Origin of the sequence: Nonomuraea sp. NPDC049758 (assembly GCF_040674635.1) — a bacterium.
Taxonomy (GTDB): Bacteria; Actinomycetota; Actinomycetes; order Streptosporangiales; family Streptosporangiaceae; genus Nonomuraea.
On sequence record NZ_JBFAMZ010000005.1, the window covers coordinates 462,439 to 487,368 of the forward strand.

Annotated in this window: 18 protein-coding genes; 9 read left to right on the forward strand and 9 right to left on the reverse strand. The window is 72.8% G+C overall.

All coding sequences use genetic code 11. The features are described from left to right. Positions 1–183: 183 nt before the first annotated feature. Entirely contained in the window at positions 184–2,982 is a 2,799-nt protein-coding gene (locus AB0J46_RS16495; protein WP_364332009.1) for a BTAD domain-containing putative transcriptional regulator, read from the forward strand. Next, positions 2,979–5,789, forward strand: coding sequence for a BTAD domain-containing putative transcriptional regulator (locus AB0J46_RS16500; protein WP_364332012.1), 2,811 nt, complete (start codon positions 2,979–2,981; stop codon positions 5,787–5,789). The genes AB0J46_RS16495 and AB0J46_RS16500 overlap by 4 nt, the downstream gene beginning before the upstream one ends. A 2-nt stretch (positions 5,790–5,791) precedes the next feature. Here AB0J46_RS16500 and AB0J46_RS16505 read toward each other — a convergent pair whose 3' ends face one another. Further along, positions 5,792–7,327, reverse strand: coding sequence for a helix-turn-helix domain-containing protein (locus AB0J46_RS16505; protein WP_364332015.1), 1,536 nt, complete (start codon positions 7,325–7,327; stop codon positions 5,792–5,794). A 95-nt stretch (positions 7,328–7,422) separates the two neighbouring features. Here AB0J46_RS16505 and AB0J46_RS16510 point away from each other — a divergent pair, with 95 nt between their 5' ends. The 3 genes from AB0J46_RS16510 to AB0J46_RS16520 all read left to right on the forward strand — a co-directional run bounded on the left by AB0J46_RS16510 (position 7,423) and on the right by AB0J46_RS16520 (position 11,294). Further along, positions 7,423–9,636: a molybdopterin cofactor-binding domain-containing protein gene (locus AB0J46_RS16510; protein ID WP_364332018.1), complete on the forward strand. Its 2,214-nt coding sequence runs from the start codon at positions 7,423–7,425 to the stop codon at positions 9,634–9,636. Beyond that, positions 9,620–9,853, forward strand: coding sequence for an EF-hand domain-containing protein (locus tag AB0J46_RS16515; protein ID WP_364332021.1), 234 nt, complete (start codon positions 9,620–9,622; stop codon positions 9,851–9,853). Before AB0J46_RS16510 ends, AB0J46_RS16515 begins: the two co-directional genes overlap by 17 nt. A gap of 61 nt (positions 9,854–9,914) precedes the next feature. After that, positions 9,915–11,294: an NCS2 family permease gene (locus AB0J46_RS16520; RefSeq protein WP_364332024.1), complete on the forward strand. Its 1,380-nt coding sequence runs from the start codon at positions 9,915–9,917 to the stop codon at positions 11,292–11,294. Here AB0J46_RS16520 and AB0J46_RS16525 read toward each other — a convergent pair. After that, positions 11,291–12,247: an excalibur calcium-binding domain-containing protein gene (locus AB0J46_RS16525; protein WP_364332027.1), complete on the reverse strand. Its 957-nt coding sequence runs from the start codon at positions 12,245–12,247 to the stop codon at positions 11,291–11,293. The genes AB0J46_RS16520 and AB0J46_RS16525 overlap by 4 nt on opposite strands. Positions 12,248–12,413: 166 nt before the next feature. Between AB0J46_RS16525 and ald the strand changes: the two genes are divergently transcribed. Beyond that, complete coding sequence (ald, locus tag AB0J46_RS16530) at positions 12,414–13,529, forward strand: alanine dehydrogenase (protein WP_364332030.1); 1,116 nt, start codon at positions 12,414–12,416, stop codon at positions 13,527–13,529. A gap of 105 nt (positions 13,530–13,634) precedes the next feature. After that, complete coding sequence (locus AB0J46_RS16535) at positions 13,635–14,129, forward strand: EF-hand domain-containing protein (protein ID WP_364332033.1); 495 nt, start codon at positions 13,635–13,637, stop codon at positions 14,127–14,129. A gap of 67 nt (positions 14,130–14,196) precedes the next feature. Here AB0J46_RS16535 and AB0J46_RS16540 read toward each other — a convergent pair whose 3' ends face one another. Next, on the reverse strand, positions 14,197–14,898 hold the full coding sequence (locus AB0J46_RS16540; protein WP_364332036.1) for a DUF3105 domain-containing protein: 702 nt from the start codon (positions 14,896–14,898) through the stop codon (positions 14,197–14,199). A 120-nt stretch (positions 14,899–15,018) separates the two neighbouring features. On the opposite strand from AB0J46_RS16540, the gene AB0J46_RS16545 reads away from it, so the two are divergent. Both AB0J46_RS16545 and AB0J46_RS16550 read left to right on the forward strand, forming a co-directional pair. Continuing rightward, positions 15,019–15,660 (forward strand): DUF305 domain-containing protein, encoded by a 642-nt coding sequence (locus tag AB0J46_RS16545; protein ID WP_364332039.1) that lies wholly within the window; start codon positions 15,019–15,021, stop codon positions 15,658–15,660. A gap of 57 nt (positions 15,661–15,717) precedes the next feature. Further along, positions 15,718–17,139, forward strand: a complete 1,422-nt coding sequence (locus AB0J46_RS16550; protein WP_364332042.1) for an NAD(P)/FAD-dependent oxidoreductase — start codon at positions 15,718–15,720, stop codon at positions 17,137–17,139. 7 nt (positions 17,140–17,146) lie between these two features. Here the strand turns inward: AB0J46_RS16550 and AB0J46_RS16555 are convergent, their stop codons facing one another. The 6 genes from AB0J46_RS16555 to AB0J46_RS16580 form a co-directional block, all read right to left on the reverse strand. Beyond that, on the reverse strand, positions 17,147–18,196 hold the full coding sequence (locus tag AB0J46_RS16555) for a low specificity L-threonine aldolase (protein WP_352353523.1): 1,050 nt from the start codon (positions 18,194–18,196) through the stop codon (positions 17,147–17,149). After that, positions 18,193–18,822, reverse strand: coding sequence for an SDR family NAD(P)-dependent oxidoreductase (locus AB0J46_RS16560; RefSeq protein WP_364332046.1), 630 nt, complete (start codon positions 18,820–18,822; stop codon positions 18,193–18,195). Before AB0J46_RS16560 ends, AB0J46_RS16555 begins: the two co-directional genes overlap by 4 nt. Then, positions 18,819–20,882, reverse strand: a complete 2,064-nt coding sequence (locus tag AB0J46_RS16565; RefSeq protein ID WP_364332048.1) for a DUF6421 family protein — start codon at positions 20,880–20,882, stop codon at positions 18,819–18,821. The genes AB0J46_RS16560 and AB0J46_RS16565 overlap by 4 nt, the downstream gene beginning before the upstream one ends. A 70-nt stretch (positions 20,883–20,952) precedes the next feature. Further along, positions 20,953–21,609 (reverse strand): response regulator transcription factor, encoded by a 657-nt coding sequence (locus AB0J46_RS16570; RefSeq protein WP_125630960.1) that lies wholly within the window; start codon positions 21,607–21,609, stop codon positions 20,953–20,955. A 70-nt stretch (positions 21,610–21,679) separates the two neighbouring features. After that, positions 21,680–23,398, reverse strand: a complete 1,719-nt coding sequence (locus AB0J46_RS16575) for a serine/threonine-protein kinase (RefSeq protein WP_364332251.1) — start codon at positions 23,396–23,398, stop codon at positions 21,680–21,682. Continuing rightward, entirely contained in the window at positions 23,398–24,873 is a 1,476-nt protein-coding gene (locus tag AB0J46_RS16580; RefSeq protein WP_364332052.1) for a hypothetical protein, read from the reverse strand. Before AB0J46_RS16580 ends, AB0J46_RS16575 begins: the two co-directional genes overlap by 1 nt. Positions 24,874–24,930 lie beyond the last annotated feature (57 nt).

Sequence of the window (24,930 nt, forward strand, 5' to 3'; positions counted from 1 at the left end):
CTGCTCGGCGCACGACAAGACACCGAGCGAACTGTCGACGTGCCCTCTCTTCCATTCCCCGACCAGAGCGTAGTCGAAGGCGTCTACATTCGATCTACAGTCCTCCGACCGCTTCACCGCGCCCCAGGATTCTGATTACGCTGCCTTGATGAGGGCGATGTAGGGGCCGAACAGGGGGGACGCGTGAGCGAGGACATCTACATTCGCCTGCTCGGCGCCGTCCACGCCGAACGCGGATCCCAGCCCCTCGATCTCGGCCCGGCCAGGCAGAGGGCCACCCTCGCGATCCTCGTCTGCGCCGCCTCCCGGCCCGTCCCCATGGGTCGGCTCGTCCACGGGGTGTGGGGCGACGAACCGCCGCGCAACGCCGAGCAGAGTGTCTACACCTACGTCGCCGGCCTGCGCCGCGCCTTCGAGCCAGACCGCGGGCGACGTGCCCCGTCGCGGCTGTTGTCGGGCACCGGCGCGGGATACGTCTTCAACGTCCGGCCCGGACAGGTCGACTCCGTGCGCTTCGCCGAACGTCTGGACGAGGCCGGTCGGCGCCGCCGCGACGGGGACGACCGCCGGGCCGTGCAGCTCCTGGACGAGGCCCTGGCGATGTGGCGCGGCACCGCGCTGAGCGGCCTGACCGGCCCGTTCGCCGAACGGGAACGCTCCCGTCTGGAGCTGTTACGCCTGACCGCGCTGGAACAGCGGCACGAGAGCCTGTTGCGTCTGGGCCGCCACCACGAGATCACCGACGAGCTGCGTGACCTGACCGCCCGCAACCCCGTGCGCGAGCGCACCCGCGAGCTGCTCATGCTGGCCCTCTACCGGTCGGGCCGCCAGGCCGAGGCGCTGGAGGTCTACGAGGAGGGCCGGGTGCTGCTCCTGGAGGAGCTGGGCCTGACGCCGGGCGAGGGGTTACGCAGGTGTCACCAGCAGGTGCTGCGCGGGGAGCCCTCGCCCTGGCGGGGCGACGGCGTGCCCCACCAGCTCCCGCGCCATCTGGCGGGGTTCGTGGGCCGCTCGCGGGAGCTGGCGGAGCTGGAGACGCGGCTGGCGCCGGACGGCGGGCATCCGCCGACGCCGCTGGTGATCGTCTCCGGGCCGCCGGGGGTCGGAAAGTCCGCGCTGGCCGCCCAGGTCGCCCATCTGGTCCAGGAGCGCTTCCCCGACGGCCAGCTGTTCGTCAACTGCCGCGGCGCGACGCCGGAGCTGCCCGCGCTGACCGGGCTCGACGTGCTCGGCCGGTTCCTGCGGGGGCTGGGGGTGGCGGCCGACGCCGTACCGGCCGACCTGGACGAGGCGGCGGCGACGTGGCGCAGCCTCCTGCACGGCCGCCGGGTCCTCGTCCTGCTGGACGACGCCGCCGACCTGGCGCAGATCCGGCCGCTGCTGTCCACCCCCTTCGGCACCGCGCTGCTGGTGACCAGCCGCGAGAGCATGACCTGGGGCGAGGACTCCTACCAGCTCGAACTCGGCCGGATGTCCCCCGCGGAATCCGCCGCGATGCTGGCCGGGCTGGCCGGCGAGGAGCGCGTGCGGGCCGGCGCGGGCGACACCGCCGAGCTCGTCCGGCTCTGCGACGGCCTGCCTTTGGCGCTGCGCATCGCGGGGGCCCGCCTGGCCAGCCGCCCCGACTGGAGCGTCGCCACGATGGCCGGCCGCCTGGGCGACGAACGCCGGCGGCTGCACGAGCTGGTCGCCGGCGATCTGGCCGTACGGTCCAGCCTGGCGGCCGGCTTCGCCGCCCTCGAACGCAGCCCACGTCCCCTCGACCGGCTGGCCGCTCGCACGCTGTCCCTGCTGGGCCTGCTGCACGTGCCCGAGATCACCGCCGAGGCCGCCGCGGCCCTGCTCGGCGCCGACCCCGCCGACGCCGACCTGGCCCTGGAACGGCTGACCGACGCGCACCTGCTCGACCGCCCCCGGCCGGGCCACTACCAGCTGCACGACCTCGTCCGGCTGTTCGCGGGCGAGCTGCGTCCCCCTGACCCCAAGAAGCCGGTGCTGCGCGCGCTCGCGTACTACGCGGCCTCCACCCGCCTGGCCTGCAGCCTGGCGGATCCGCATCGCGTCCAGCGCGGCAGGGCTCCCGAGGCGGCCGCGCACCCGGTCGCGAGCCAGGAGGAGGCGACGGCCTGGCTGCAGGAGGAGGAGGGCGTGCTGGAGGCCGCGGCCCGCCAGGCGCTCGCCGCCGAGGACGACGACATCGCCGCGATGGGCGTGGCGCTCACGCTCGCCCTGGAATGGCCCTGCCAGCGGAGCTTCCGGACGCGCGAGATGCTCGAGCTCAGCGCGGCGGCCCTGACGGTGTGCGAACGGCTCGGCGACCTGGAGGGCATGATGCACACCAGGGGCCTGCTCGCCAACACCCTGCGCATGGGCGGGCGGCGTGAGGAGGCCGTCGGGCACCTGCGGGCCGAGCTGGCCCTGGCCAGGCGGCTCGGCGACGCCTTCTCCGAGCAGCGCGCGCTGGGCAACCTCGCCAACACGTACTTCAACGACGGCCGGTACGAGCAGGCGATCGTCCTGGCCGAACAGCAACTCGCGATCGCCGACCTCATCGGCGCGCGGGTGGGCGCCCGGTACGCCATGCTCGTCATCGGCGAGGCCCACCAGGCGTGCGGCCGGTCCGAGGAGGCGCACGAGATCCTCGCCCGGGCCCTGGCCGAGGCCGAGGAGGTGGGCGACCGCACACACCAGGCGCAGCTGCGCGCGGTCCTCGGCCGGGTGCACCTGGGCCGGGGGGAGCCGGAGCACGCCCTGCCCCACTACCTCATCGCCCTGGAGCTGATCGAGCGGGCCGGCTACCGGGTGGGGCGGCTGCGCGACCTGGTCGGGCTGTCGCGCACGTACCGGGCCATGGGCAAGCTCGACCTGGCCCTCGCCCACGTCACCGAGGCCGTGGCCGGGGCCGACGGGCTGGCCGAATGGGAGACGGAGGCCAGGGAGGAACAGGCCGCCGTGCACGAGGCCCGCGCGAGGCTCCGATGACCGACGACGTCGGCGTCCGCCTGCTCGGCCCGGTGACCGGGGTGCTCGGCGGCCAGGAGGTCGAGCTGGGGGCCGCCCGCCAGCGCGCGGTCATGGCGATGCTGGCCTCTCCCCCGGGCCGGGTCGTCACGATGGGGCAGCTTCTGGAGGGCCTGTGGGGGGAGGCGCCGCCGCCCAGCGCCGAGCAGAGCGTCTACACGTACGTGGCCGGGCTGCGCCGCGCGCTGGAACCGGGTCGCGAGCGTGGCCGGCGTTCCACGGTGCTCGTCGGGGAGGCCGGCGGGTACCGGCTGCTCCTCGCTCCCGGCCAGGTGGACTCCTGCCTGTTCACGGAGCTGGTGGACGCGGCGCGCCTCCTCGGTCCCGCCGGCGGCGACGACACCCTGCGCCTGCTGGACCGGGCGCTGGCCCTGTGGCGCGGCGTGGCCCTGAGCGGCCTGGCCGGGCCGTTCGCCGAGGCCGAGCGCGCACGGCTGGACGAGCTGTTCCTGAGTGCCGCCGAAGGCCGCGCCGAGACCCTGCTCCATCTCGGCAGGCCGCGCGAGGCCGTCACCGGCCTCCAGGAGCTCGTCGCACGCCATCCGCTGCGGGAGCGCCTGCACGAACTGCTCGTCCTGGCCCTGCACGGCGCCGACCGCCCGGCTGAGGCGCTGCTGGCCTACGAGAGGGCCAGACGCATCCTGGACGAAGAGCTCGGCGTCCTGCCCGGCGAGGGCCTGCGCGCGGCGCACCGGCTGGTCCTGTCCGGCGGTGCCGAGGAGCCCGCGTCCGCCCGTCCCCCCGTGCCCCGGCAGTTGCCGCGCGATCTCATCGGGTTCGTCGGCCGGTCCGAGGAGGTGGCCCGGCTGAGATCGCTGCTGGCGCCGGAGGACGGGCCACCCCATCCGGTCGTCGCCGTCTCGGGGCCGCCGGGTGTGGGCAAGTCGGCGCTCGCCGTGCACGTGGGACACGCGGTCGAGGACCGGTTCCCGGACGGGCAGCTCGCCATCGGCCTACGCGGCGGCACGCCGGGCGTCGCGCCGCTGCCGGCTCACGAGATCGCCGGACGGCTGCTGCGCGGCATCGGCGCCTCGAACGAGGACATCCCCGCCGACGTGGACGAGGCGGCGGCGATGTGGCGGAGCAGACTGCACGGCAGGAAGCTGCTGGTGCTCCTGGACGACGCGGCCGGCCTGGCGCAGATCAGGCCGTTCCTCGGCACGCCGTTGGGCGTGACCGTGCTCGTGACCAGCCGGGAGTCCTTCACGGCCGGCGACGACTGCGTGCAGCTGCGGCTCCGTCCGTTCTCCGAGCCCGAGGCCGCGGCCATGTTGTCCAAGCTGGCCGGCGACGAGCGGGTGGCGGCCGACGCCGGCCACACCGCCGCCCTGGTGCGCCTGTGCGACGGCCTCCCGCTCGCGCTGAGAATCGCGGGCGCGCGCCTGGCCGACCATCCGGAGTGGAGCGTGGGCACACTCGCCGCGCGGCTCACCGACGAACGCGGCCGGCTGCGCGAGCTGACGGCCGGCGACCTGGCCGTGCGCTCCAGCCTCAGCGGCAGCCACAGTGGCCTGGCGGCGAGCCCGCGGCCCTTGGACCGGATGGCCGCCGACACCCTGCCGCTGCTGGGCCTGCTCAACGTGCCGGACGTGACCCCGGAGGTGGCGGCGATGCTGCTCGGCACCGGGGTGGAGGAGGCGCGGCGCGCGCTCGACCGGCTGGCCGACGCCCATCTGGTCGATCGCCCCAAACCGGGCCGGTACCAGCTGCACGACCTCGTCCGGCTCTTCGCCGGCGAGCTGCGTCCCGAGGACTGGAAGCGGCCGCTGGCTCGGGCGCTGGCCTACTTCGCCGCGTCCGCCCGGCTGAGCAGCGTCACCGTCGACCCGCATCGGGTGCAGCTCGCCCGGCACGTCGACGGGCCGAGTCGCGAGTTCGCCGACGCCGCGGAGGCGCAGTCCTGGTTCCTGGAGGAGGCGCACGTCCTGAGCGCCGCGGCCGTCCAGGCGCTGAACTCGGCGGACGACGAGATCGCGGAGCTGGGCGTGACGCTGACCTTCGCGCTCAAGTGGCACCAGCAGCGAGCCCGTGCGAGTCAGGAGATCATCGAGTTCAACACGCTGGCGTTGCGGGTCTGCGAGCGGCTCGGCGACGAGCGGGCGGCGCTCATCGCCCATGACAACATCGCCAACGGCATGCGGCTGACCGGCAGGACCGAGGAGGCGGTCGTCCACCTGGAGGCGGAGCTGGAGCTGGCGACGCGCCTCGGTGACTCCTTCGGCGAGCTGCGGGCGCTGGGCAACCTCGCCAACGCCTACGTCACCGGTCAGCGCTTCGCGGAGGCGCTGCCCTACGCCGAACGCCAGCTCGCCGTCGCGCGCGACGCCGGCGCGCAGGTGGGCGTCCGCTTCGCCCTGCTCATGCTCGGCATGGCCTACCAGGGCACCGCGCGTCCCGTCGAGGCGAGCCGGGCTCTCACGGAGGGCATGGCGATGGCTCAGGTGGCCGGGGACACCACCCACGAGGGGCTCTTCCGCCTGTCACTCGGCGAGGTGCTGCTCGAACTCGACGACGCCGAACGCGCCCTGGAGCACATCCGCGCCGCCACCACCGTGCTCTACTCGGGGGGCTACATGTTCCGGGTGAACGGCCTGGTCTCCCTGTCGAAGGCCTCGCGTGCCCTGGGCAAGCTCGACGACGCGCTGGACTACGTGACGCAGGCCCTCGATCTCACGCGGCGGCACGGCTACCCCACCTGGGAGCAGCGGGCCGGGGCCGAGCTGGCGGCCGTGCGGGAGGCGATGAGGGTGGCCGGACGGGAGCTGTGAGGTCAGGCGGGTGGGGTGGTGTCGCGGAGGGCGAGGAAGAAGTCGACGCGGTCGGCCATCGCCGACAGGTTCCTGCCGGTCAGCTCCTCGATCCTGCGCACGCGGTACCGGACCGTGTTGACGTGCACGTGGAGCCGTTCGGCGCAGGCGTTCCACGAGCCCGAGCAGTCGAGGAAGACGTCGAGCGTGCGCACGAGGCCCGACTGGTGGCGGCGGTCGTAGGCGAGCAGCGGGGACAGCAGCCGGTCGGAGAAGGAGCGGCGCACGTCGCCGGGCACGGTGGCCAGCAGCAGCGCGTGGGTGTAGATCTCGTCGCTGGTGACCACGCCGCCGTCGCGGGCCTCGGCCAGCCGCCTGGCGTGCCCGGCCTCCGCCACGCCGCCCTTGAGCGCGGCGGCGCCGGTCAGCGCGCCGCTCAGGCCGACGCTCAGGCGGGTGCCGGGCAGCGCGGCCAGCACGGCGGCCCCGGCCCGCAACCGCACGGCCAGCTCCCCGACGCTCCTCCCCCGCAACGCGACCACCGCCACCGCCCCACCGCCGCCGCTTCCCTGAGGTGGTTCGGCGGGGACGGGGGCGGCGACGACCTCGCGGGCGAGCAGTTCCTCCAGGATCCGGCCACCGAGGACGGCGGGGGCGGTGGGGGCGGCGGAGCGTGGGACGGTGGCGCCGGGACGTGAGGCGGTGGCGCTGACCACGGCGTACGGTTCGTCCGCGTCGATGCCGCACGTGCGCAGCCGGGCGTTGAGCTCGGCCGCGTCGGACTCGGCCAGGGCGGCCGCCACGAGCTGCCCGGCCAGGCGGCGCTCGACCCGGCGGCCCTCCTCCAGGCGGCCGCGTTCGAGTGCCACGCAGGCGGCCAGCTCGTAGCCGAGGTCGGCGCAGCCGAGCAGGTCGCCGTCGCAGGCCAGGACCCAGCCGGCCGCCCGGTGGCCGCGTCCGACGGCGAAGAGCGTCGCGCCGCCGGCCAGCGCGGGCAGCCGGGGCGCGGTCAGGTACGCCCTGGCCAGCCCCGCCGGATCGGCGGCCGTACCGACGACCACCTCACCGGACGCGGACACGACGGCGCCCGTGACGCCCAGCTCGGCGGCGGTCAGCTCGAACAGCCCGCGCAGGTCGGCGCCCTCGGCCAGGGCCGCCACGAGCCTGCGGTGACGCCCGAGCGCGTCGCGCACGTCGCCGGACAGCCGGGGCGCGACCAGCTCGGCCAGCGTGCGGAAGGAGACCTCGACCGGCACCTCGACCAGCGGCAGCCCGGCCTGCCGGCAGGCCGAGACGAGGTCGGCGGGCACGTGCCCGAGCCGGGCCGCGCCCGCGCCGAGTGCGGACACCCCGCCCTCGACCAGGGCGGTGACGAAACGGGCGGAGTCGGCGGCGGTGTCGCGCCACATCAGGCCGGTCAGGACCAGCTCGCCGCCGGACAGGTAGCGCCCCGGCTCGGGCAGGTCGGTGATGTGGACCGTGCCGAACTCGCGCGCCGGGTCGCCGGCCAGCAGCCTGAGACCCAGCTCGTCGATCGCCAGCAGGTCACTGATGCGCACTTGGAGGAATATACAAGCCCGCTCTGTCAAGCGATGACCGGGATTTCACGTCACGGGCATAGGAGGCCGGGCCGGGCCGGTGCTCTACTCGGAGAATGACGGAGACGGTCCACTCCACCAGGTCCGAAGGCGTCGGCGGGGCCGCGGGGGTCGGCACGAGCGCGCGGCGGCCGGACGCCACGCTGAAGGTGACCGGCGAGTTCGCCTACGCCTCCGACCTGTGGCTCGACGGCATGGTGTGGGGCGTGACGCTGCGCAGCCCGCACCCGTCGGCCTGGATCCGGTCGATCGACGTGGGACCGGCGCTGCGGATGCCGGGCGTGCTGGCCGTCCTGACGCACGAGGACGTGCCCGGCGAGAAGTTCTACGGGCTCGACCACAAGGACCAGCCCGTGCTGGCCATCGACCAGGTCCGCCACCAGGGCGAGCCGGTGGCGCTGGTGGCCGCCGACCATCCGGAGACCGCGCGCAGGGCGGCGCGGGCCATCGTGGTGGGCTACGAGCCGCGCCCGGCGGTGACCGATCCGCGCGAGTCGCGCGAGTACGTCAGGCGCCAGCCGGTGCGCAAGGGCGACACGTTCGAGGCCGAGGTCGTCGTCACCGGCGAGTACGAGGTCGGCATGCAGGACCAGGCGTTCCTCGGCCCGGAGTCGGGTCTCGCGGTCCCGGCCGAGGACGGCGGCGTGGACCTGTACATCGCCACCCAATGGCTGCACGTGGACCGCGACCAGCTCGCCCCCTGCCTGGGCCTGCCGCCGGAGAAGGTACGGCTGACGCTGTCGGGCGTCGGCGGCGCGTTCGGCGCCCGCGAGGACCTGTCGATGCAGGTGCACGCGTGCATGCTGGCACTGCGCCTGAACCGCCCCGTCAAGATCGTCTACGGCCGCGAGGAGTCGTTCTTCGGCCACGTGCACCGCCATCCGGCCCGCATGCGCTACGAGCACGGCGCGACGCACGACGGCAGGCTGGTCTACGTCAAGGCCGACATCCTGCTGGACGGCGGCGCGTACTGCTCCTCCTCCCCAGCCGTGGTCGGCAACGCCGCCTCGCTGGGGGCCGGGCCGTACGAGGTGCCGAACGTGTGGATCGACGCCGCGGGGGTCTACACCAACAACCCGCCGTGCGGGGCGATGCGCGGGTTCGGCGCGGTGCAGGCGTGTTACGCCTACGAGTCGCAGATGGACCGGCTGGCCGAGGCGTGCGGCCTGTCGCCGGTCGAGATCCGGGCGCGCAACGCCGTCTCCCAGGGCTCGGCGCTGGCGACCGGCCAGGTGATCGACTCCCCCGCGCCGCTGGCCGGCATGTTGCGCGAGCTGGAGGCCATGCCGCTGCCCGCCCCGCGTGCGGGGGCGGACCTGCGCGCGCTGCCGGGCGGTGTCTCGCAGACCACGCACGGCGAGTCGGTGCGGCGCGGGATCGGCTACGGCGTCGGCATCAAGAACATCTGCTTCTCCGAGGGCTTCGACGACTACTCCACGGCCCGGGTGCGGGCCGAGCTGGTCGGCGGCGAGCCGCGGGTCACCGTGCACACCGCCGCCGCCGAGGTGGGCCAGGGTCTGGTCACGGTCCAGGCCCAGATCGCGCGCACCGAGCTGGGGATCGAGGACGTGACGGTGGCGACCGCCGACACCGCCGTGGGCTCCGCGGGCTCGTCGTCGGCCTCGCGGCAGTCCTACGTGACGGGCGGCGCGGTCAAGGCGGCCTGCGAGGCGGTGCGCGAGCGGTTCGAGGGGCTGCCGCCGCGGGAGGCGCTGGCCAGGTTCGGGCCGATCGAGGAGACCCGCGAGTACCGGCACCGGCCCACGAAGCCGATGGACCCGGTGACCGGGCAGGGCGACTCGCACACGCAGCTCGCGCTGTGCGTGCACCGCGCGGTGGTGGACGTGGACGTCGAGCTGGGGCTGGTCAAGGTGGTGGAGCTGGCCGCGGTGCAGGACGTGGGCAAGATCATGAACCCGCAGGCGCTGGAGGGCCAGATCCACGGCGGCACGGCCCAGGGCCTCGGGCTGGCACTCATGGAGGAGATCCAGGTACGCGACGGCCGCGTGCTGAACCCGTCGTTCACCGACTACCTGATCCCCACCATGCTCGACATGCCACCCATGCAGCTGAAAATCCTGGAAAATCCGGACCCGTCCTCGCCGTACGGCCTCCGCGGCGCCGGCGAGCCGCCCACGCTCTCCTCCACCCCGGCCGTCGCCGCCGCCGTACGCGCCGCGACCGGGCTCCGGTTGACTCGCGTTCCGATCAGGCCGGAAGATATCGCCTTGTCCAATCACGGGGAGGTATCCGATGGCAAGCGGTCGTGAAGCCGCCGAGGCGGAGTTCAGTCGCTTCGACACCGACGGCGACGGTCTGCTGACCGCGGCCGAGATCAGGCAGGCCAACGAGGCGCTGGGGGTCCACGGCGCCTCCGAGGAGGAGATCGAGGCGTTCATCGACGCCGCCGACACCGACGGCGACGGCCGGATCGGCCTGGAGGAGTTCGTCGGCCTGGTCGGCCACGGGCGGCACGAGAAGGCGTGATCATGTCCCCCGCCGGGTAGGTGACCCGCACTCCCCTCGATCATGACGAGGGGGACGTGTGGTGCTCGACAGACTCTTCGAGCTGACCGGGCGGGGGACGACCGTCGGACGCGAGGTCCGCGGCGGCCTGACCACTTTCATGGCGATGGCCTACATCATCCTGCTCAACCCGATCATCCTGGCCGGCGCGAAGGACGTCACCGGCGCCCGGCTGTCCATCGCCGAGCTGACCACCTCGACCGCGCTGGCGGCCGCGCTCTCCACCCTGCTCATGGCGTTCGTCGGCAACGCGCCGTTCGCGCTGGCCGCCGGGCTCGGGCTGAACGCGGTGGTCGCCTACCAGGCCGCGCCGCACATGACCTGGCCGCAGGCGATGGGCCTGGTCGTGCTGGAGGGCGCGGTCATCATCGTCCTGGCCGTCAGCGGCCTGCGCACCCTGATCATGAACGCGATCCCGCTGGCGCTCAAGCACGCGATCAGCGTCGGGATCGGCCTGTTCATCGCCCTGATCGGCCTGGTGGACGCGGGTTTCGTCGCCCGGGGCACCGGCACCCCCGTGCAGCTCGGCGCGACCGGCCATCTCACCGGCTGGCCGGTCACGCTGTTCTGCTTCGGCCTGCTGCTGATGATCGTCCTGTACGTGCGCAGGACCCCGGCCGCCATCCTCATCAGCATCGCGGTCACCGCGGTCCTGGCCGTCGTGGTCAACGCGCTGGTGCCGGTCCCCGCCAAGGAGTGGGGGGTGGTCGTGCCGCACATGCCCGAGTCCCTGGTCGCGGCGCCGAGTTTCGGGCTGGTGTGGCAGTTCGACCTGTTCGGCGGGTTCGCCAGGGCGGGCGCGCTGACCGCGACCGTGGTGCTGTTCACGCTGGTGCTGTCGGGCTTCTTCGACGCGATGGGCACGATCATCGGCGTCAGCGACGAGGCCGGGCTCGTGGACCAGGCCGGGCGGGTGCCGCGGCTGGGCCGCATCCTGACCGTCGACGGCGTCGCGGGCATGATCGGCGGCTCGGTCAGCGCCTCGGCCAACACCGTCTTCGTCGAGTCGGCCGCCGGTGTGGGCGAGGGCGCGCGCACCGGTCTGGCCAGCGTCGTGACCGGGGCGCTGCTCGGGCTGACGCTGCTGTTCACGCCGATCGCCGCGGTGGTGCCGGCGGCCGCGGCGGCGCCCGCGCTGGTGCTGGTCGGGGCGCTGATGATGACGCAGTCCAAGAACGTGCCCTGGACCGACATCGAGCTGGCCGTGCCGGCGTTCCTGACGATCGCGCTGATGCCGTTCACGTACTCGATCACGAACGGGGTGGGGGCCGGGGTGATCTCGTACACGCTGATCAAGGCGGCCAGGGGCCGGTTCGCGGAGATCCCGTGGCTGTTGTGGGCCGTCTCGCTGGTCTTCCTGGCCTACTTCGGCATCGACGCCCTCCGGGCCTTGTTCGGTTAGCGGATGTCAGCGCTGTTGCAGGCCACGCCGTTGTGGTCGAGGTCGGGATACCAGGAGTACTCCTCATGCCGTCCGCGCGTGTAGGGGCCGTCGCCGGCGGCCTGGGCCTCCTTGCAGCTCGCGTACCGCTTGTCGGGGACGCGGGCGACGCCCGCGGGGGCGGTCGTCCCGGTGGTAGCGGTGCCCTGGCCGGTGTCCGTGGGCTGCTGCGGCTGCTGGTCCGGCTGCTGCTGGTTCGTGGGTTGCTGGTTCGTGGGCTGCTGCTGGTCCGTCGGCTGCTGGTTCGTCGGCTGCTGGGGCTGCTGGTCGGTGCCCGGCTGGGACGACTGCGGCTGCGACGGCTGGGACGGCGGCGTGCCGAGCATCCGGACCACCAGCGCGTCGGCCTCCTCCTTGGTGAAGCCCGCGATGCTCAGGCTGTCGCCGTCCATGCTCTGGGTGACGACCGGCGCGGCCAGGACCGTCTTCGGCGTCTGCTCGCCTTCGGGCGCCAGCACGATCGCGACCTGCCGCTGCGTGGGCTGGAGCTCGTCGATGAGCCGCACCAGCCGGTCCTTGAAGACGGGCGCGACCGCGATGCGCACCGAGTAGGAGTTGTCGGCCCCCCGGACGGCCTCGATCCGCTGCACGGCGCCGACCGTGACGCCGTCCTCCAGGAGGTAACAGGTGGTCTGCTGCTCGTCGAGCACGGCCGGGTCGCCCGGGCAGGGCGCGGTCTTGGTCTCCTTGACCGGCGCGAAGTGGATGGGGATGGCCAGGCGCTGCGGCGGCGCGCCGCCGAGGAGCGGGCTGTCGGGGCTCTTGGTCATCAGGACGGCGACCGTGCCGAGCACGCCCGCCACGACGACGACGAGCACCAGCGAGACGGTCAGCACGATGGTGGTGAGGCGGCTGGCCTTCGGCTCCTCCGGCTCTTCCGGCTCCGCGGGAGGCGCCTCTACCGGTCTGTCCATCGTTGACGACCCCATCCTGACGTTCGGGCTGCCGGTGAGCTTATCGAGGACGGGCAGCACCGGGGTAATCAGCCGAAAAATCCTCACCTATCTGTGAGATCGGAGGAAAAATGGAAATGAGAACGCAGGTTGTCGGCAACTTTCCACGCGAACGAGGGATGACCCCATGAAGGTCGGAGTTCCCCGCGAGGTCAAGAACAGCGAATACCGCGTCGCACTCACCCCAGCGGGCGTCCACGAACTGGTACGCCACGGGCACCAGGTCCACGTCGAGCGGCAGGCGGGCCTCGGCTCGGCCATCCCGGACGAGGACTACGCCGCGGCGGGCGCCGTCATCGCGCCGCACGCCGACGAGGTGTGGGCCACGTGCGACCTGATCATGAAGGTGAAGGAGCCGGTGGCCGAGGAGTACCACCGGATGCGCAAGGGCCAGATCCTGTTCACCTACCTCCACCTGGCCGCCTCGGGCCCCCTGACCAGGGCCCTGCTCGACTCGGGCGTCACGTCCATCGCCTACGAGACCGTGCAGAACAGGGACGGCTCGCTGCCCCTGCTCGCCCCGATGTCGGAGGTGGCCGGACGGCTGGCGCCGCAGGTCGGCGCGTACCACCTGATGCGCTCGCAGGGCGGCAGGGGCGTGCTCATGGGCGGCGTGTCCGGCGTGCGGGCGGCGAACGTCGTGGTGATCGGCGCCGGGGTGTCCGGCATGAACGCCGCCGCCATCGCGCTCGGCATGCAGGCCGAGGTGCTGCTCCTCGACCGCAACATCGACAAGCTGCGCCAGGCGGACATGATCTACCAGGGCCACTGCCAGACGGTCGCGTCGAACACCCTGGAGATCGAGAAGGCCGTGCTGGAGGCCGACCTGGTCATCGGCGCGGTGCTGGTGCCGGGGGCCAAGGCGCCCATGCTGGTCACCGACGACCTGGTGAGCCGGATGAAGCCGGGCTCGGTGCTGGTGGACATCTCGATCGACCAGGGCGGCTGCTTCGAGGGCTCGCGGCCGACCACGCACGCCGAGCCGACGTACCGGGTGCACGAGTCGGTCTTCTACTGCGTGGCCAACATGCCGGGCGCGGTGCCGCACACCTCGACGTTCGCGCTGACCAACGTGACGCTGCCGTACGCGCTGGCCGTCGCGGGCAAGGGGTGGCGCGAGGCGGTCCGCACGGACGCCGCCCTGGCCGCGGGCGTGAGCACCCACGAGGGACGCCTGACCAGCCGGCCGGTGGCCGAGGCGCACGGCCTGGAGTGGTCGCCGCTGGAGGAGGCGCTGACCTGAGCCGCGGGCCCGGTCGCGTGGAACGGGACCGGGCCTTGGCCGTCACGGATCCGCACGTTACGGTGAGTCACGAGACGATGACGATCCGTGACAACGGAGGCTTGGATGGATCCGGTGCTCCTGCGCGGCAGCGCGGAACGCAACTTCGACGACCTCGACACCGACGGCGACGGCTTCCTGACCAAGGACGACTACCTCGCGCTGGCCCGCCACCGCATCCGGCGGGCCGGCGCGCAGCCGGACACCCCCGAGGCCAAGAAGGTCGTGGAGGCGTTCCTCGACACCTGGGACGTCCACGTCCACGCCCTCGACGCCGACCACGACGGCCGGATCAGCAGGGAGGAGTACGTCGAGTCCTTCCAGGCGCTGGTGCGCACGGGCGCGCTCGACGGCGTGCTGAACCCCATGTTCCGCGCCACCTTCGACCTCGCCGACCACGACGGCGACGGCGAGCTCACCGCCGCGGAGTTCCGCACGCTGTGGAACCGCGACGACGGGCTCTCGGCCGCCTTCCAGCGGGCCGACGCCGACGGCGACGGCCGCATCTCCTTCGAGGAGTACGCCCGCCTGCGCCGCGGCCTGCTCGTCGGCGACCTCTAGCGCAAGCCCCCGGACACACGTCGAGGGCCCGGCCGGAGCCGGGCCCTCGACGTGTCGCGAAGGGGTGTTACTTGGACTGGCTGGGCGAGGGCGCCAGCGTCTCCATCGGGGTGTTGCCCGTCGGCGCGGGCGGCAGCGGGGCCTGGTCGGACGTGGTGGTGATGGCGTCCTGGCCGCCGCAGATGGCGCCCGGCTCGGGGGTGTCACGGCCGTTCTGGTACTTCTTGATGAAGGCCGGGAGCTTGGGGTCGGACGGGTCCTGGAGCTTGAGCTGGTGGCCCCACGTCGAGGCGACGATCGGCGCCGGTAGGCCCGGGTAGGGGCTGACCAGCATGTAGTCCTGCTGGCCGGTGGAGGTGGCCACGTCCTTCAGCGCGTCGAGCTGCGCCTTGGGCAGGTCGGGGCGGTAGGTGATCCAGACCGCGCCGTGCTCCAGCGAGTGCACCGCGTGCTCGTTGTGGATCGGCTTGTCGTAGACCGCGCACTGCTGCCAGTAGTTGTTGTGCTCGCCGCCGACGGGCGGGGTCTCCTTGTAGGTGACCGACTTGGCGACGTGCTGGCCGGCCTCGTACTTGTAGCTGGTCACCGCGTCGAGCGACGTCGCGCGCGCCTGGTTGACCAGGTAGATGCCGACCACGCCGACGAGGAGCACGACGATGAGACCGCCCGTCCCCCACATGAGCAGTGCGGCGCGGCGTTGTTTGCGCTGCTGCTCGGCCCGCATCTTCTGCAGATGCTCGCGCCTCGCCTGCGCCTTCTCCTTCGTCATCGTCCCTCCATCGGCGTACCTGACTTCGGTCACCCTATGCCCTACCGCCGTATGCGGAGAATAAGAGGCGCATAAGCGTCGGATCACAGCTTGCGCGGGGATGGGTACGCTGGACTGGCCATGGAAAAGCCCGCCAGAAAACCCGTTCTGATCGTCTGCGCCGTGCTGGTGCTCCTCGCCGCGGCGTTCCTGCTGTTCGGCCGCGACTCCACGCCCGGAGACTCCTCGCCCGAAGCCGGGTTCGCCCGCGACATGGCCACGCATCACGCGCAGGCCGTGGAGATGGCGTTCGTCATCCGGGACAAGGGCCCGGCCAAGGAGATCAGGAACCTCGCCTTCGACATCATCACCACGCAGTCCAACCAGCGCGGCATGTTCCAGGGCTGGTTGCAGCAGTGGGGTCTGAACCAGGCGACCGACCAGCGCCCGATGGCCTGGATGGCCGGCCACGGCCACGGCGCCACGCCCGCGGCTGCGGGCACGGCTCCGGGCGCGATGCCCGGCATGGCCTCGCCGCAGGAGCTGGCCAAGCTCAAGGAGCTGCAGGGCGTCCAGGCCGAGGTGCTGTTCCTGCAGCTCATGATCCGCCACCACGAGGGCGGCGTGGAGATGGCCGAGGGGCTGCTCAAGCTGTCCAAGCGGGACGAGGTGGCCGGCATGGCCCAGAAGATCGTCCAGGGGCAGAGCGGTGAGATCAAGCTGATGACCGACCTGCTCAAGCAGCGGGGGGCGCAGCCGTACCCGTCGATCCTGGCCTCCTGAGCCCCGCGCGGGGCGGCGTGAGAGGCTGGAGCCCCGGAGCGCGGAAGGGCGGGCGCCATGGTCACGGCAAGGGCTGAGACAGTCGTCGTGGGGTCGGGCCCCAACGGGCTGACGGCCGCGGTCATGCTGGCCCGCGCCGGCCGCGAGGTGCTGCTGCTGGAGGCGGCCGACCGGTTCGGCGGCGGGCTGCGCTCCGGCGAGCTGACGCTGCCCGGCCGGGTGCACGACCTGGGCGCCACCGTGATGGCGATGGCGCTGGCCTCGCCGGCGATGCGGGCGCTCGACCTCAAGGGGGTCGAGTTCGCCCATCCGCCGGTGGCCGCGGCCCATCCGCTCGACGACCGTCCGGCCGTGCTGCTGCACCGCGACGCGGCCCGTACGGCCGAAGGGCTCGGCAGGGACGGCCGGGTCTGGCAGGCGACCGCGGGCGCGGCGGCGCGGGCCGGGTTCCCGCTCATGGAGGTGCTGCTCAGCCCGCTCGGGCCGTGGCGGGCCGGGCCGCGCACGTTCGCGCGGGCGGCCGGGTTCGGGGCCGCGGCCGCGCTGCCGGCCACGACGTTCGGCCGGAGGGCGCTGCGCACCGTGGAGGGGCGGGCGCTGCTGGCCGGGCTGGCCGCGCACTCCATGCTCGACCTGCGCTCCCCCGTCAGCGCCGGTTACGGGCTGGTGCTCGGGGCGCTGGCCCACCTGGTGGGCTGGCCGGTCGTGCGCGGCGGCTCGCAGGTGCTGGCCGACGCGCTGGTGGCCGAGCTGCGGTCGCTGGGCGGCGAGGCGGTGACCGGCCACCGGGTCGAGCGGCTCGACGAGCTCGACGCCCGGACGGTGGTGCTCGACGTGACGCCCCGGCAGTTCCTCGCGATGGCCGACCTGCCCGCCGGTTACCGCCGCGGCCTGCGCCGCTACCGGTACGGGCCGGGCGTCTTCAAGCTGGACTGGGCGCTCGACGGCCCGGTGCCCTGGCGTGACCCGGAGGTCGCGCGGGCCGGGACCGTGCACCTGGGCGGGACGCTGGAGGAGATCGCGCTCGCCGAGGCGGAGGTCGCCGCCGGACGGCACTCGCCCCGCCCGTACGTGCTGGTCGTGCAGCCGTACGCGGCCGATCCGACGAGGGGCGGGCACACGCTGTGGGCCTACTGCCACGTCCCCAACGGCTCGGCGGCGGACATGACGGACGCCGTCGAGGCCCAGATCGAGCGCTACGCGCCCGGCTTCCGCGACCGGGTGCTGGCCAGGCACGCGACGGGCCCCGCCGCCCTGGAGGCGGGCAACCCCAACCTGGTCGGCGGCGACATCGGCGGGGGGCTGAACGACCTGGTCCAGCTCGTGCGGCGGCCGGTCTGGTCGGCCGCGCCGTGGCGCACCCCGCTGCCGGGGGTGTTCCTCTGCTCGTCCTCGACGCCGCCGGGGCCCGGCGTGCACGGGATGGGCGGCTGGCAGGCCGCCCGCCTGGCCACGCAGGCGGAGCGGCACGCCTCCTGACCGCCGGTCAGGCCCGCATCTCCTCGGCGACGGCCGCCGCGAACGCGTCGACGTCCGCCTCGGTGGTGTCGAAGGCGCACATCCAGCGCACCTCGCCGGTCGCCTCGTTCCAGGTGTAGAAGCGGAAGCGCTTCTGCAGCCGCTCGGTGACGTCCGCCGGCAGGATCGCGAAGACCGCGTTGGCCTCCACGGGCCGGGGCAGCGTGACGCCCGGGATGCGCCCCACGGCCTCGGCCAGCCGCCGCCCCATGGCGTTGGCCTGCCGCGCGTTGCGCAGCCACAGGTCGCCCGAGAGCAGCGCCTCGAACTGCGCCGAGACGAACCGCATCTTGGACGACAGCTGCATGAACGTCTTGCGGATGTAGTCGACGCCGGTGGCCGCCGACGGGTTGAGCACCACGACGGCCTCGCCGTACAGCAGGCCGATCTTGGTGCCGCCGAAGGAGAGCACGTCCACGCCCGCGTCGGTGGTCAGGGCCCGCATCGGCACGTCGAGCGCGGCGGCGGCGTTGGTCAGCCGCGAGCCGTCGAGGTGGACGAGCAGGCCGAGCTCGTGCGCGTGGGCGCAGATCGCGGCGATCTCCTCGGGCGTGTAGACGGTGCCCCACTCGGTGGTGTTGGAGATGGACACCACCTTGGGCTGGGCCCGGTGCACGTCGCCGAAGCCCCACGCCTGGCGGTCGATCAGCTCGGGGGTGAGCTTGCCGTCGGGCGTGGGCACGGTGAGCAGCTTGATGCCGCCCGCCACCTCGGGGGCGCCGCCCTCGTCGGTGTGGATGTGGGCGCTCTCGGCGCAGATGACCGCCTCCCAGTGGGCGGTCATCGCGCGCAGCGAGACCACGTTGGCCGCCGTGCCGTTGAAGACCGGCCAGGCCCGCGCCCCGTCGCCGAAGTGCCGCTGGAAGACCTGCTGCAGCGCCTCGGTGTAGACGTCGTCGCCGTAGGCGATCTGGTGACCGCCGTTGGCCTGGACGATGGCCTGGAGGATCTCCGGGTGCACGCCGGCGTAGTTGTCGCTGGCGAACGCCTTGAGCTGGGGGTCGTGCCGGGGGATCAAGAAGTGAGGTCCAATCGGGTGCCGTTGATGTCTGCGGCGGGGCGGTCGTAGAGGCCGGCGATCGCCTCCGCCAGGTCGCCGACGTCGGTGAAGCCGGGGAACTTCGCCTCCGGCTTCGCGGCCCTCATCGCGTCGTTGACCAGGGCCTTCACCACCAGTATGACCGCTGCCGCGTTGGTGCCGGACAGCGCGTCGGCCAGGGAGAGCGTCCAGGCCTCCGAGGCCGCCTTGGCCGCCGCGTAGGCCGCGCCGCCCGCCGTGGGCCGCTGGGCGGCCTTGGCGGAGACGATCACGAACCGGCCGTTGTCGCTCTTGCGCAGCAGCGGCTCGAAGGCCAGCGACACGTGCTGGAGCGTGCGGATCAGCAGGTCGTGCAGGGCGTCCCAGTCCTCCAGGCGGGTGTCGGCGAACGTGCGCGAGCCGCGCCAGCCGCCGACCAGGTGGACCACGCCGTCGACCCGGCCGTGCTCGGCGTCGATCCGGGCCGCGAGGTCCTGGACGGCCGCGCGGTCGAGCAGGTCGACGTCGTCCTTGTCGACCCCGATCACGGTGTGCCCCTGCTTGCGGAAGTGCTCGGAAACGGCTTCCCCGGTGGGGCCGCCGGCCCCCGTCACCAGGATGATCATGCGCGGATCCCCTTAGTCGACTCGACCACGTCTGTCAGCTTACGGCGCAGGGCCTCGTAGAACATGCTGAGCGGGAACTCGTCCGGCAGCACCGCGTCCACCTTGGCCTTCTGCTCCTCGGGCAGGGCCTGGACGCCCTTGGCCCACACCGAGCCGGGGGCCGGCGGCACGTACGCGCTGACCAGCTCGTGCGCGGCCAGCCAGTGGGCCAGCTTGGACCGGTCGATGCTGTCGCGGTACAACTTCTCGACCTCGCCCCGCAGGTCGGCCACGCCGTCCGCGACCCGCTCCCAGTCGATCGTGAGCCGGTTGTCGGTCCAGCGGACGATGTCGTTGCGGTGCAGGTACGCGAAGAGCAGCTGGCCGCCGAGCCCGTCGTAGTTGCGCACCCGGTCACCGGTGACCGGGAACCTGAACAGCCGGTCGAACAGGATGGCGAGCTGCACGTACCGGGCGTGCGGCACGCCCTTGCCCTCCAGCTCCACGGCCTCGCCGAACGCCGTCAGGTCGCAGCGCAGCTCCTCCAGCGAGTACAGCCAGTACGGCATCCGCTGCTTGATCATGAACGGGTCGAACGGCAGGTCGCCGTGGCTGTGCGTGCGGTCGTGGATCAGGTCCCACAGCACGAACGTGTCCTGGGCGAGCTGCTGGGAGTCCAGCAGGCGGGCGGCGTCCGGCGGCAGGTCGAGCCGGAGCGTGGCGGCGGCCGCCGCCGAGACCCGGCGGAACCGGGCGGACTCGCGGTCGGCGAAGATGCCGCCCCAGGTGAAGCGGGCCGGCGCCTGGCTTACCGCGACCGTCTCCGGGAACAGCACGGCCGAGTGGGTGTCGTAGCCGGAGGTGAAGTCCTCGAACGCGATCGGCACGAACATCGGGTTGTCGTAGCCGCCGGCCTCCAGCCGGGCCAGCCAGTCGGGCCAGATGGTCCGGATCCAGACGGCTTCGAGGTTGCGGCTGAGGTTGCCGTTCTGGGTGTACATGGGGAACACCACGACGTGCTCCAGGCCGTCCACGCGCTGGGTGTCGGGGTGGAAGAGGTCCAGGGCGCGCAGGAAGTCGGGCACGCCGAGGTCCTGCTCGGCCCAGGCGGCCAGGTCGTCCTGGACGGCCTGGAGGTACGCGGCGTCATGAGGGAAGTACGGCGAGATCTCGCCCACGCGGCGGCCGATCTCGGCGACCAGCGCCTTGGCCCGCTCCTTCTCCTCCGGCACCGAGCCGTCCTTGACCTGGAGCGGCTTCAGCTCCTCCACGGCCTCCTTGAGCCTGGCGAACAGCGCGGCCTTGGCCTCGTCCCGGGATCCGGCGGCCTCGTCGCCGCCGGGGACGCGGGCGGCCCAGGTGATCACGTTGCCCCAGAGCCTGCGGTGGTCGTAGTCCTCGATCGAGTCGTCGCCGAACAGGTCGGAGTCGGCGAACACGACGACGCGGCCCTTGCCGTGCCGCAGGGCGAGGGCCAGCGGCGCGCCCGCCGGGTCGGCGGTGGCCGAGGTGGCGAACAGCACCGTCGCCTCTTCCGGAGCGGTCAGGACGCCCGAGCGGTAGAAGCAGGCCCGCTGCACGCCGGCCAGCACGCCGTCGCCCGTGGCGCGCTCGGCGAGCACCCAGGTGGCGACCTCGCGGTGGGCGTTCCTCGGGTCGCGCACGGTCGTGTGACCGACGCCGACGCCGAAGCGGGCGAGCAGCTCGGCGACGTTGTTGCCGTACTTGTCCTGCTCCTCCTCGGCCAGCACCACGAGCCCGCCGCCCTCGGCCACGAACGACTCGACGGCGTCCAGCTCGGCGGCGGCGAAGACGGGGCTGCCGTGGCCGGTGGTGCGCTCCCACCGGTCGCCGGACGGGTGGGCGATCACGAGGACGTCCTGGCCGGACAGCGCCCCGGCCGTCAGGGCGCCCTCGGTGTGGGCGAGCACGTCGTGCCCCAGATGGCGCAGCGCGGCTGCCGCGCGCGCGTAGCTGTTGTCGTCGGGATGGGCGGGATTGATGGTCTCGGCGACCTCGCGGCGGATGGTCCACGACTCGCTGTGGGCCTCGTCGAACAGCACCCGGGGGAACGATGGCATGAAATATCTCCTGTTGCTACCGCCTTCTCACGGAAAATATACACATACGTACCCCCCTGTCCGTCAAACCTCAGGCCGCACCAGGGCGCACAACCCCTGATTCGTAGGCGAAGACGACCGCCTGGGCCCGGTCCCGCAGGCACAGTTTCATCAGCACCCTGGCCACGTGCGTCTTGACCGTGGCCTCGCCGACGTACAGGTCCCTGGCGATCTCGGCGTTCGTCAGCCCCCGGGCCAGCAGCCGCAGCACCTCCAGCTCGCGCGGCGTCAGCTCGGCCAGCATCGGCGAGGGCGTGGGGTCGGCGCGCCCGGCGAACGTGGCGATGACCCGGCTGGTCACGGCCGGGTCGAGCAGCGCGTCGCCGGCGTGCACCACCCTGATCGCCTCCAGCAGCTGCTCGGGCGGCGACACCTTGAGCAGGAACCCGCTGGTGCCGGCGCGCAGCGCGGCGTAGAGGTTCTCGTCGGTGTCGAACGTCGTGAGCGTGATGACCTTGGGCGGCGAGGGCGTGTCCAGCAGTTCCTTGGCCGCGGCGAGCCCGTCGAGCCGGGGCATGGAGATATCCATCAGGACGATGTCGGGTCTGGTGCGGCGGGCCACCGCGATGGCCTCGCGTCCGTCGCCGGCCTCGCCGACGACCTCCATGCCGGGGTCGCTCTCGACGACCATGCGCAACCCGGCCCTGACCATCGCCTGGTCGTCGGCGATGACGATTCGTATGCCCACAGGCGGAGGGTAGACGGCCGATGCCCGGCTTGGACACCCAGGTCAAGCCGGGCACAAGTCAGTTACAAGTCTACGAAGGGCGCACGCTCTGCCTGATGCGTGTCTGGACGGCGTCCTCGCAGGTGTTCTTGGCGCAGAAGTACATCACGAGCATGGTCTTGGGCTGACGGTCGATGACGTAGCTGACGAATCCGAGCCGGGTGCCGCCGGCCGGGTCGTGCAGCACGCCGTCGAAGCGGGTGGCCGGGCTGCTGCCCGCCTGGTCCTGGACCGGCTTGCCCAGGTCCACCTGGCCGGGCAGCAGGTTGTCCATCTTGCTCTTCATCTGCTCGGAGTCGCCGCCCGCGTCGAGGGTGTCGGAGACCTGGACGTACACGCCCACGGCGCTGTCGGGGTCGTCGGCGACGATCTGGGAGATCGCCGACCAGTCGGCGCCCGGACCGGCCACGAACAGCGACTCGAACTCGGTGGCGTGCGGCGAGGCCACGGCGAACAGGTCCTGGTGGGTGCGCGCGGTCCAGTCGCCGGGGTACTCGAAGGCCAGCGGCGCGGCGGCGCTGGCGGCGTAGCGCGACCAGGTGTCGCCGCGGTGGTTGAAGATGATCATCGCGACCAGCGTCAGCGCGGCCACGGCGGCCACCAGCGTGACCGCCACGATCGGCAGCCGCCCCGGCCGCCTGGCCGGAGCCGTGGGATGGGTGGGGGCCGCGCGCCGGGAATGGTCCTCGTGCGGCCCCGAGGGCCGCCCCAGGCCGTGCGCGCCCGTGCCCGGCACCGCGTACGGGCTCTGCTGCGGTCCGGTCTGAGGGACGGCCTGAGGCCCCGTACGAGGGCCTGTCTGTGGGCCCGCCGCCGCTCCCGGGACCGGAGCCGCGTGCGGGCCGGTGCGCGGGACGGCGTGCGGGACCAGATGAGGCCCCGACGGGTGCCGGCCGCCAGGCTCGGCCTCCTGGCCGCTGATCGCGTCGCGCAGCGCGGTCACGAACTCGGCGCAGGTGGCGTAGCGCTGCTCGGGCGCCTTGGCCAGTGCGCGCGCCATCACGACGTCCACCTGCGGCGGCAGCTCGGGACGCAGCTGCGACAGCGGCGCGGGCTGCTCGGCCAGGTGCGCCCACAGCAGCGCGATGTCGTTCTCCCGCTGGAACGGCAGCCGCGCGCTCAGCGCCTCGTAGACCACGCAGGCCAGCGCGTACTGGTCGCACCGGCCGTCGATGTGCTCCTTGTTGATCTGCTCGGGCGACATGTACCGGGGCGTGCCGATGAACTGGTCGGTCTGGGTCAGGCCGGAGATCGACGAGCGGTGCTTGGTGATGCCGAAGTCGGTCAGGTAGACGTGGTCGCCGGCCAGCAGGATGTTGGCCGGTTTCACGTCGCGGTGGATCAGGTCGTGGGCGTGCGCGGCGTCGAGCGCGGCGGCCGTCTGGGCGAAGATCTGGCTGGCCTGGGCGAGCGGCAGCGGGCCCCGGTCGTAGATGAGCCGGCGCAGGTCGAGGCCGTCCACGTAGCGCATGGCGATGTACAGCACGCCGTCGGCGTCGGCGTTGGCCTCGTAGATGGGGATGATGTTGGGGTGCTCGATGCTGGCGACCGTCCTGGACTCCAGGATGAAGCGCTGGCGGAACCTGTCGTCCACGGAGAGCACCGGGTTGAGGATCTTCAACGCCACGCGGCGGCTGAGCCGGGGGTCGAGCGCCAGATATACGACGGCCATGCCGCCCTTGCCGACGATGTCCTCGATGTAGTACCCGGCCACCTCCTGGCCGATGAGCGATCTGTCGTTCAATTGCATCACGTCTCGATGGGATGGCCGCAGTAGCCGCAGAAACGATGGGCCGGGCCGAGCCTCATGCCGCACGAGGTGCAGTACTTGACCGGCGGCGAGTCGGGGGCGGTCATCACCTGCTGCTGCTGCGGGACCGCCTGGAACGGCTGCGAGCGGCGCACCACGACGGTCTGGCTCGCGCCCTCGTCGAAGGGCGAGGGCACCGGCAGGGTCTCCGGCGGCTCGACCGGTCTCTCCGGGGCCCGCCGCCGCCACAGCAGGAACACCAGGCCGGCCCCGGCGATGAGCAGCAGCCCGGCCGCCACCAGGAACGGCCACAACGGCGTGGAGCGCGACGGGGGCGCCGCCGCCTGCTTGGTGCCCTGGTCCTCGGGCCCGCCGCGCTTGGCCAGCGACGTCTTGAGCAGCGTGGCGGCCACCACGTTGCCGGGGTAGAGCTCCAGGACGCGCTGGAAGCCCGGCGCCGCCTCGGTGTAGTACCGGGTGTGGTAGCGGGTCAGCGCGGCCTCGAAGGCAGTGTCGATCGCGCCCCTGCGCGGCGCGACCTTGGCCGCGGCCAGGGTGGCGGTGATCTCCCTGACGCCCAGCATGGTGGCCGTCTTGCCGCCGCCGATGAGCATGCCGATGACGTGCCCGTCCTTGTCGCCGATCACCGGCGCGCCGGCCAGGCCCTGGTCGACCAGGGCGCCCAGCTTGACCGGCTCGTCCACCTTCTTCTCCGGGTCGGCGAACGGCCTGCCGGACACGCCGGCCTGCCCGCCCTTGGCCAGGTGGGCGATCTGCACGGTCTCCTGGACGCCGGGCCCCGGCCGGCCGAGGAAGCCGGCCACGTTGGTCGGCGAGCCCTCCTGCTCGGGCACCTTGTCGGCGAGCGGCGCGGTCGGCATGCCGACGCTGCCGGCGGCGGGCGTGAGCGGGACCAGCACGGCGGGCGTGTCGGGGGTCTTGCCGGCCTTGATGCACTTGTACTTCAGGCCCTGGCCGGGCGGCGAGACGTTGGTGAACACCGTGATGTCGGTGGTCACGTCGATGATGCAGGTGGCGGTGCTGGTCTTGGGCGGGTAGCACTCCTGCAGGTGGTGGTCGAGCAGGTCGTCCTTGAGCTTGTGCTTCTGGTAGTCGAGGGGGATCTTCACCTTGTGATGCTCGGCGAAGATCTTGTTGGCGGCGTAGACGGCGACGTCATCGGGGTTGACGGCGTTGCGCCTGAGCGTGACGACGTCGCCCTCGGGGTTGACGACGGTCCCCGTGCCCGAGGCGAACGGGATGTCGTAGGAGCGCTCCACGTGTTTCAGCTCGCCGATGTGGTCGAGCAGGGTGATCTCCACATGGGACACCGCCTCCACCCGCACCACGGCCGGCGTCACCAGATCGGTGATCCCGCTGGGATGGTTGTGGGCCGCGGCGGGGAGAGCGGCGGGGATCGCGAGCAGCACGAGCGTCGCCGCCACGCCGCCCGCCAGAGCTGTGATGCGCGCCATCTTGGCTCCAAACACCGAATAGATCCAGGTTCCCAATCAGATGCCGTAAGTCAAGAG

Excerpts from the sequence above, each read along its gene's own strand:
- AB0J46_RS16500 (WP_364332012.1), top strand. The coding sequence starts at position 2,979 with ATGACCGACGACGTCGGCGTCCGCCTGCTCGGCCCGGTGACCGGGGTG.
- AB0J46_RS16510 (WP_364332018.1), top strand. The coding sequence starts at position 7,423 with ATGACGGAGACGGTCCACTCCACCAGGTCCGAAGGCGTCGGCGGGGCC.
- AB0J46_RS16515 (WP_364332021.1), top strand. The coding sequence starts at position 9,620 with ATGGCAAGCGGTCGTGAAGCCGCCGAGGCGGAGTTCAGTCGCTTCGAC.
- AB0J46_RS16525 (WP_364332027.1), bottom strand. The coding sequence starts at position 12,247 with ATGGACAGACCGGTAGAGGCGCCTCCCGCGGAGCCGGAAGAGCCGGAG.
- ald (WP_364332030.1), top strand. The coding sequence starts at position 12,414 with ATGAAGGTCGGAGTTCCCCGCGAGGTCAAGAACAGCGAATACCGCGTC.
- AB0J46_RS16535 (WP_364332033.1), top strand. The coding sequence starts at position 13,635 with ATGGATCCGGTGCTCCTGCGCGGCAGCGCGGAACGCAACTTCGACGAC.
- AB0J46_RS16540 (WP_364332036.1), bottom strand. The coding sequence starts at position 14,898 with ATGACGAAGGAGAAGGCGCAGGCGAGGCGCGAGCATCTGCAGAAGATG.
- AB0J46_RS16545 (WP_364332039.1), top strand. The coding sequence starts at position 15,019 with ATGGAAAAGCCCGCCAGAAAACCCGTTCTGATCGTCTGCGCCGTGCTG.
- AB0J46_RS16550 (WP_364332042.1), top strand. The coding sequence starts at position 15,718 with ATGGTCACGGCAAGGGCTGAGACAGTCGTCGTGGGGTCGGGCCCCAAC.
- AB0J46_RS16560 (WP_364332046.1), bottom strand. The coding sequence starts at position 18,822 with ATGATCATCCTGGTGACGGGGGCCGGCGGCCCCACCGGGGAAGCCGTT.
- AB0J46_RS16565 (WP_364332048.1), bottom strand. The coding sequence starts at position 20,882 with ATGCCATCGTTCCCCCGGGTGCTGTTCGACGAGGCCCACAGCGAGTCG.
- AB0J46_RS16575 (WP_364332251.1), bottom strand. The coding sequence starts at position 23,398 with ATGCAATTGAACGACAGATCGCTCATCGGCCAGGAGGTGGCCGGGTAC.
- AB0J46_RS16580 (WP_364332052.1), bottom strand. The coding sequence starts at position 24,873 with ATGGCGCGCATCACAGCTCTGGCGGGCGGCGTGGCGGCGACGCTCGTG.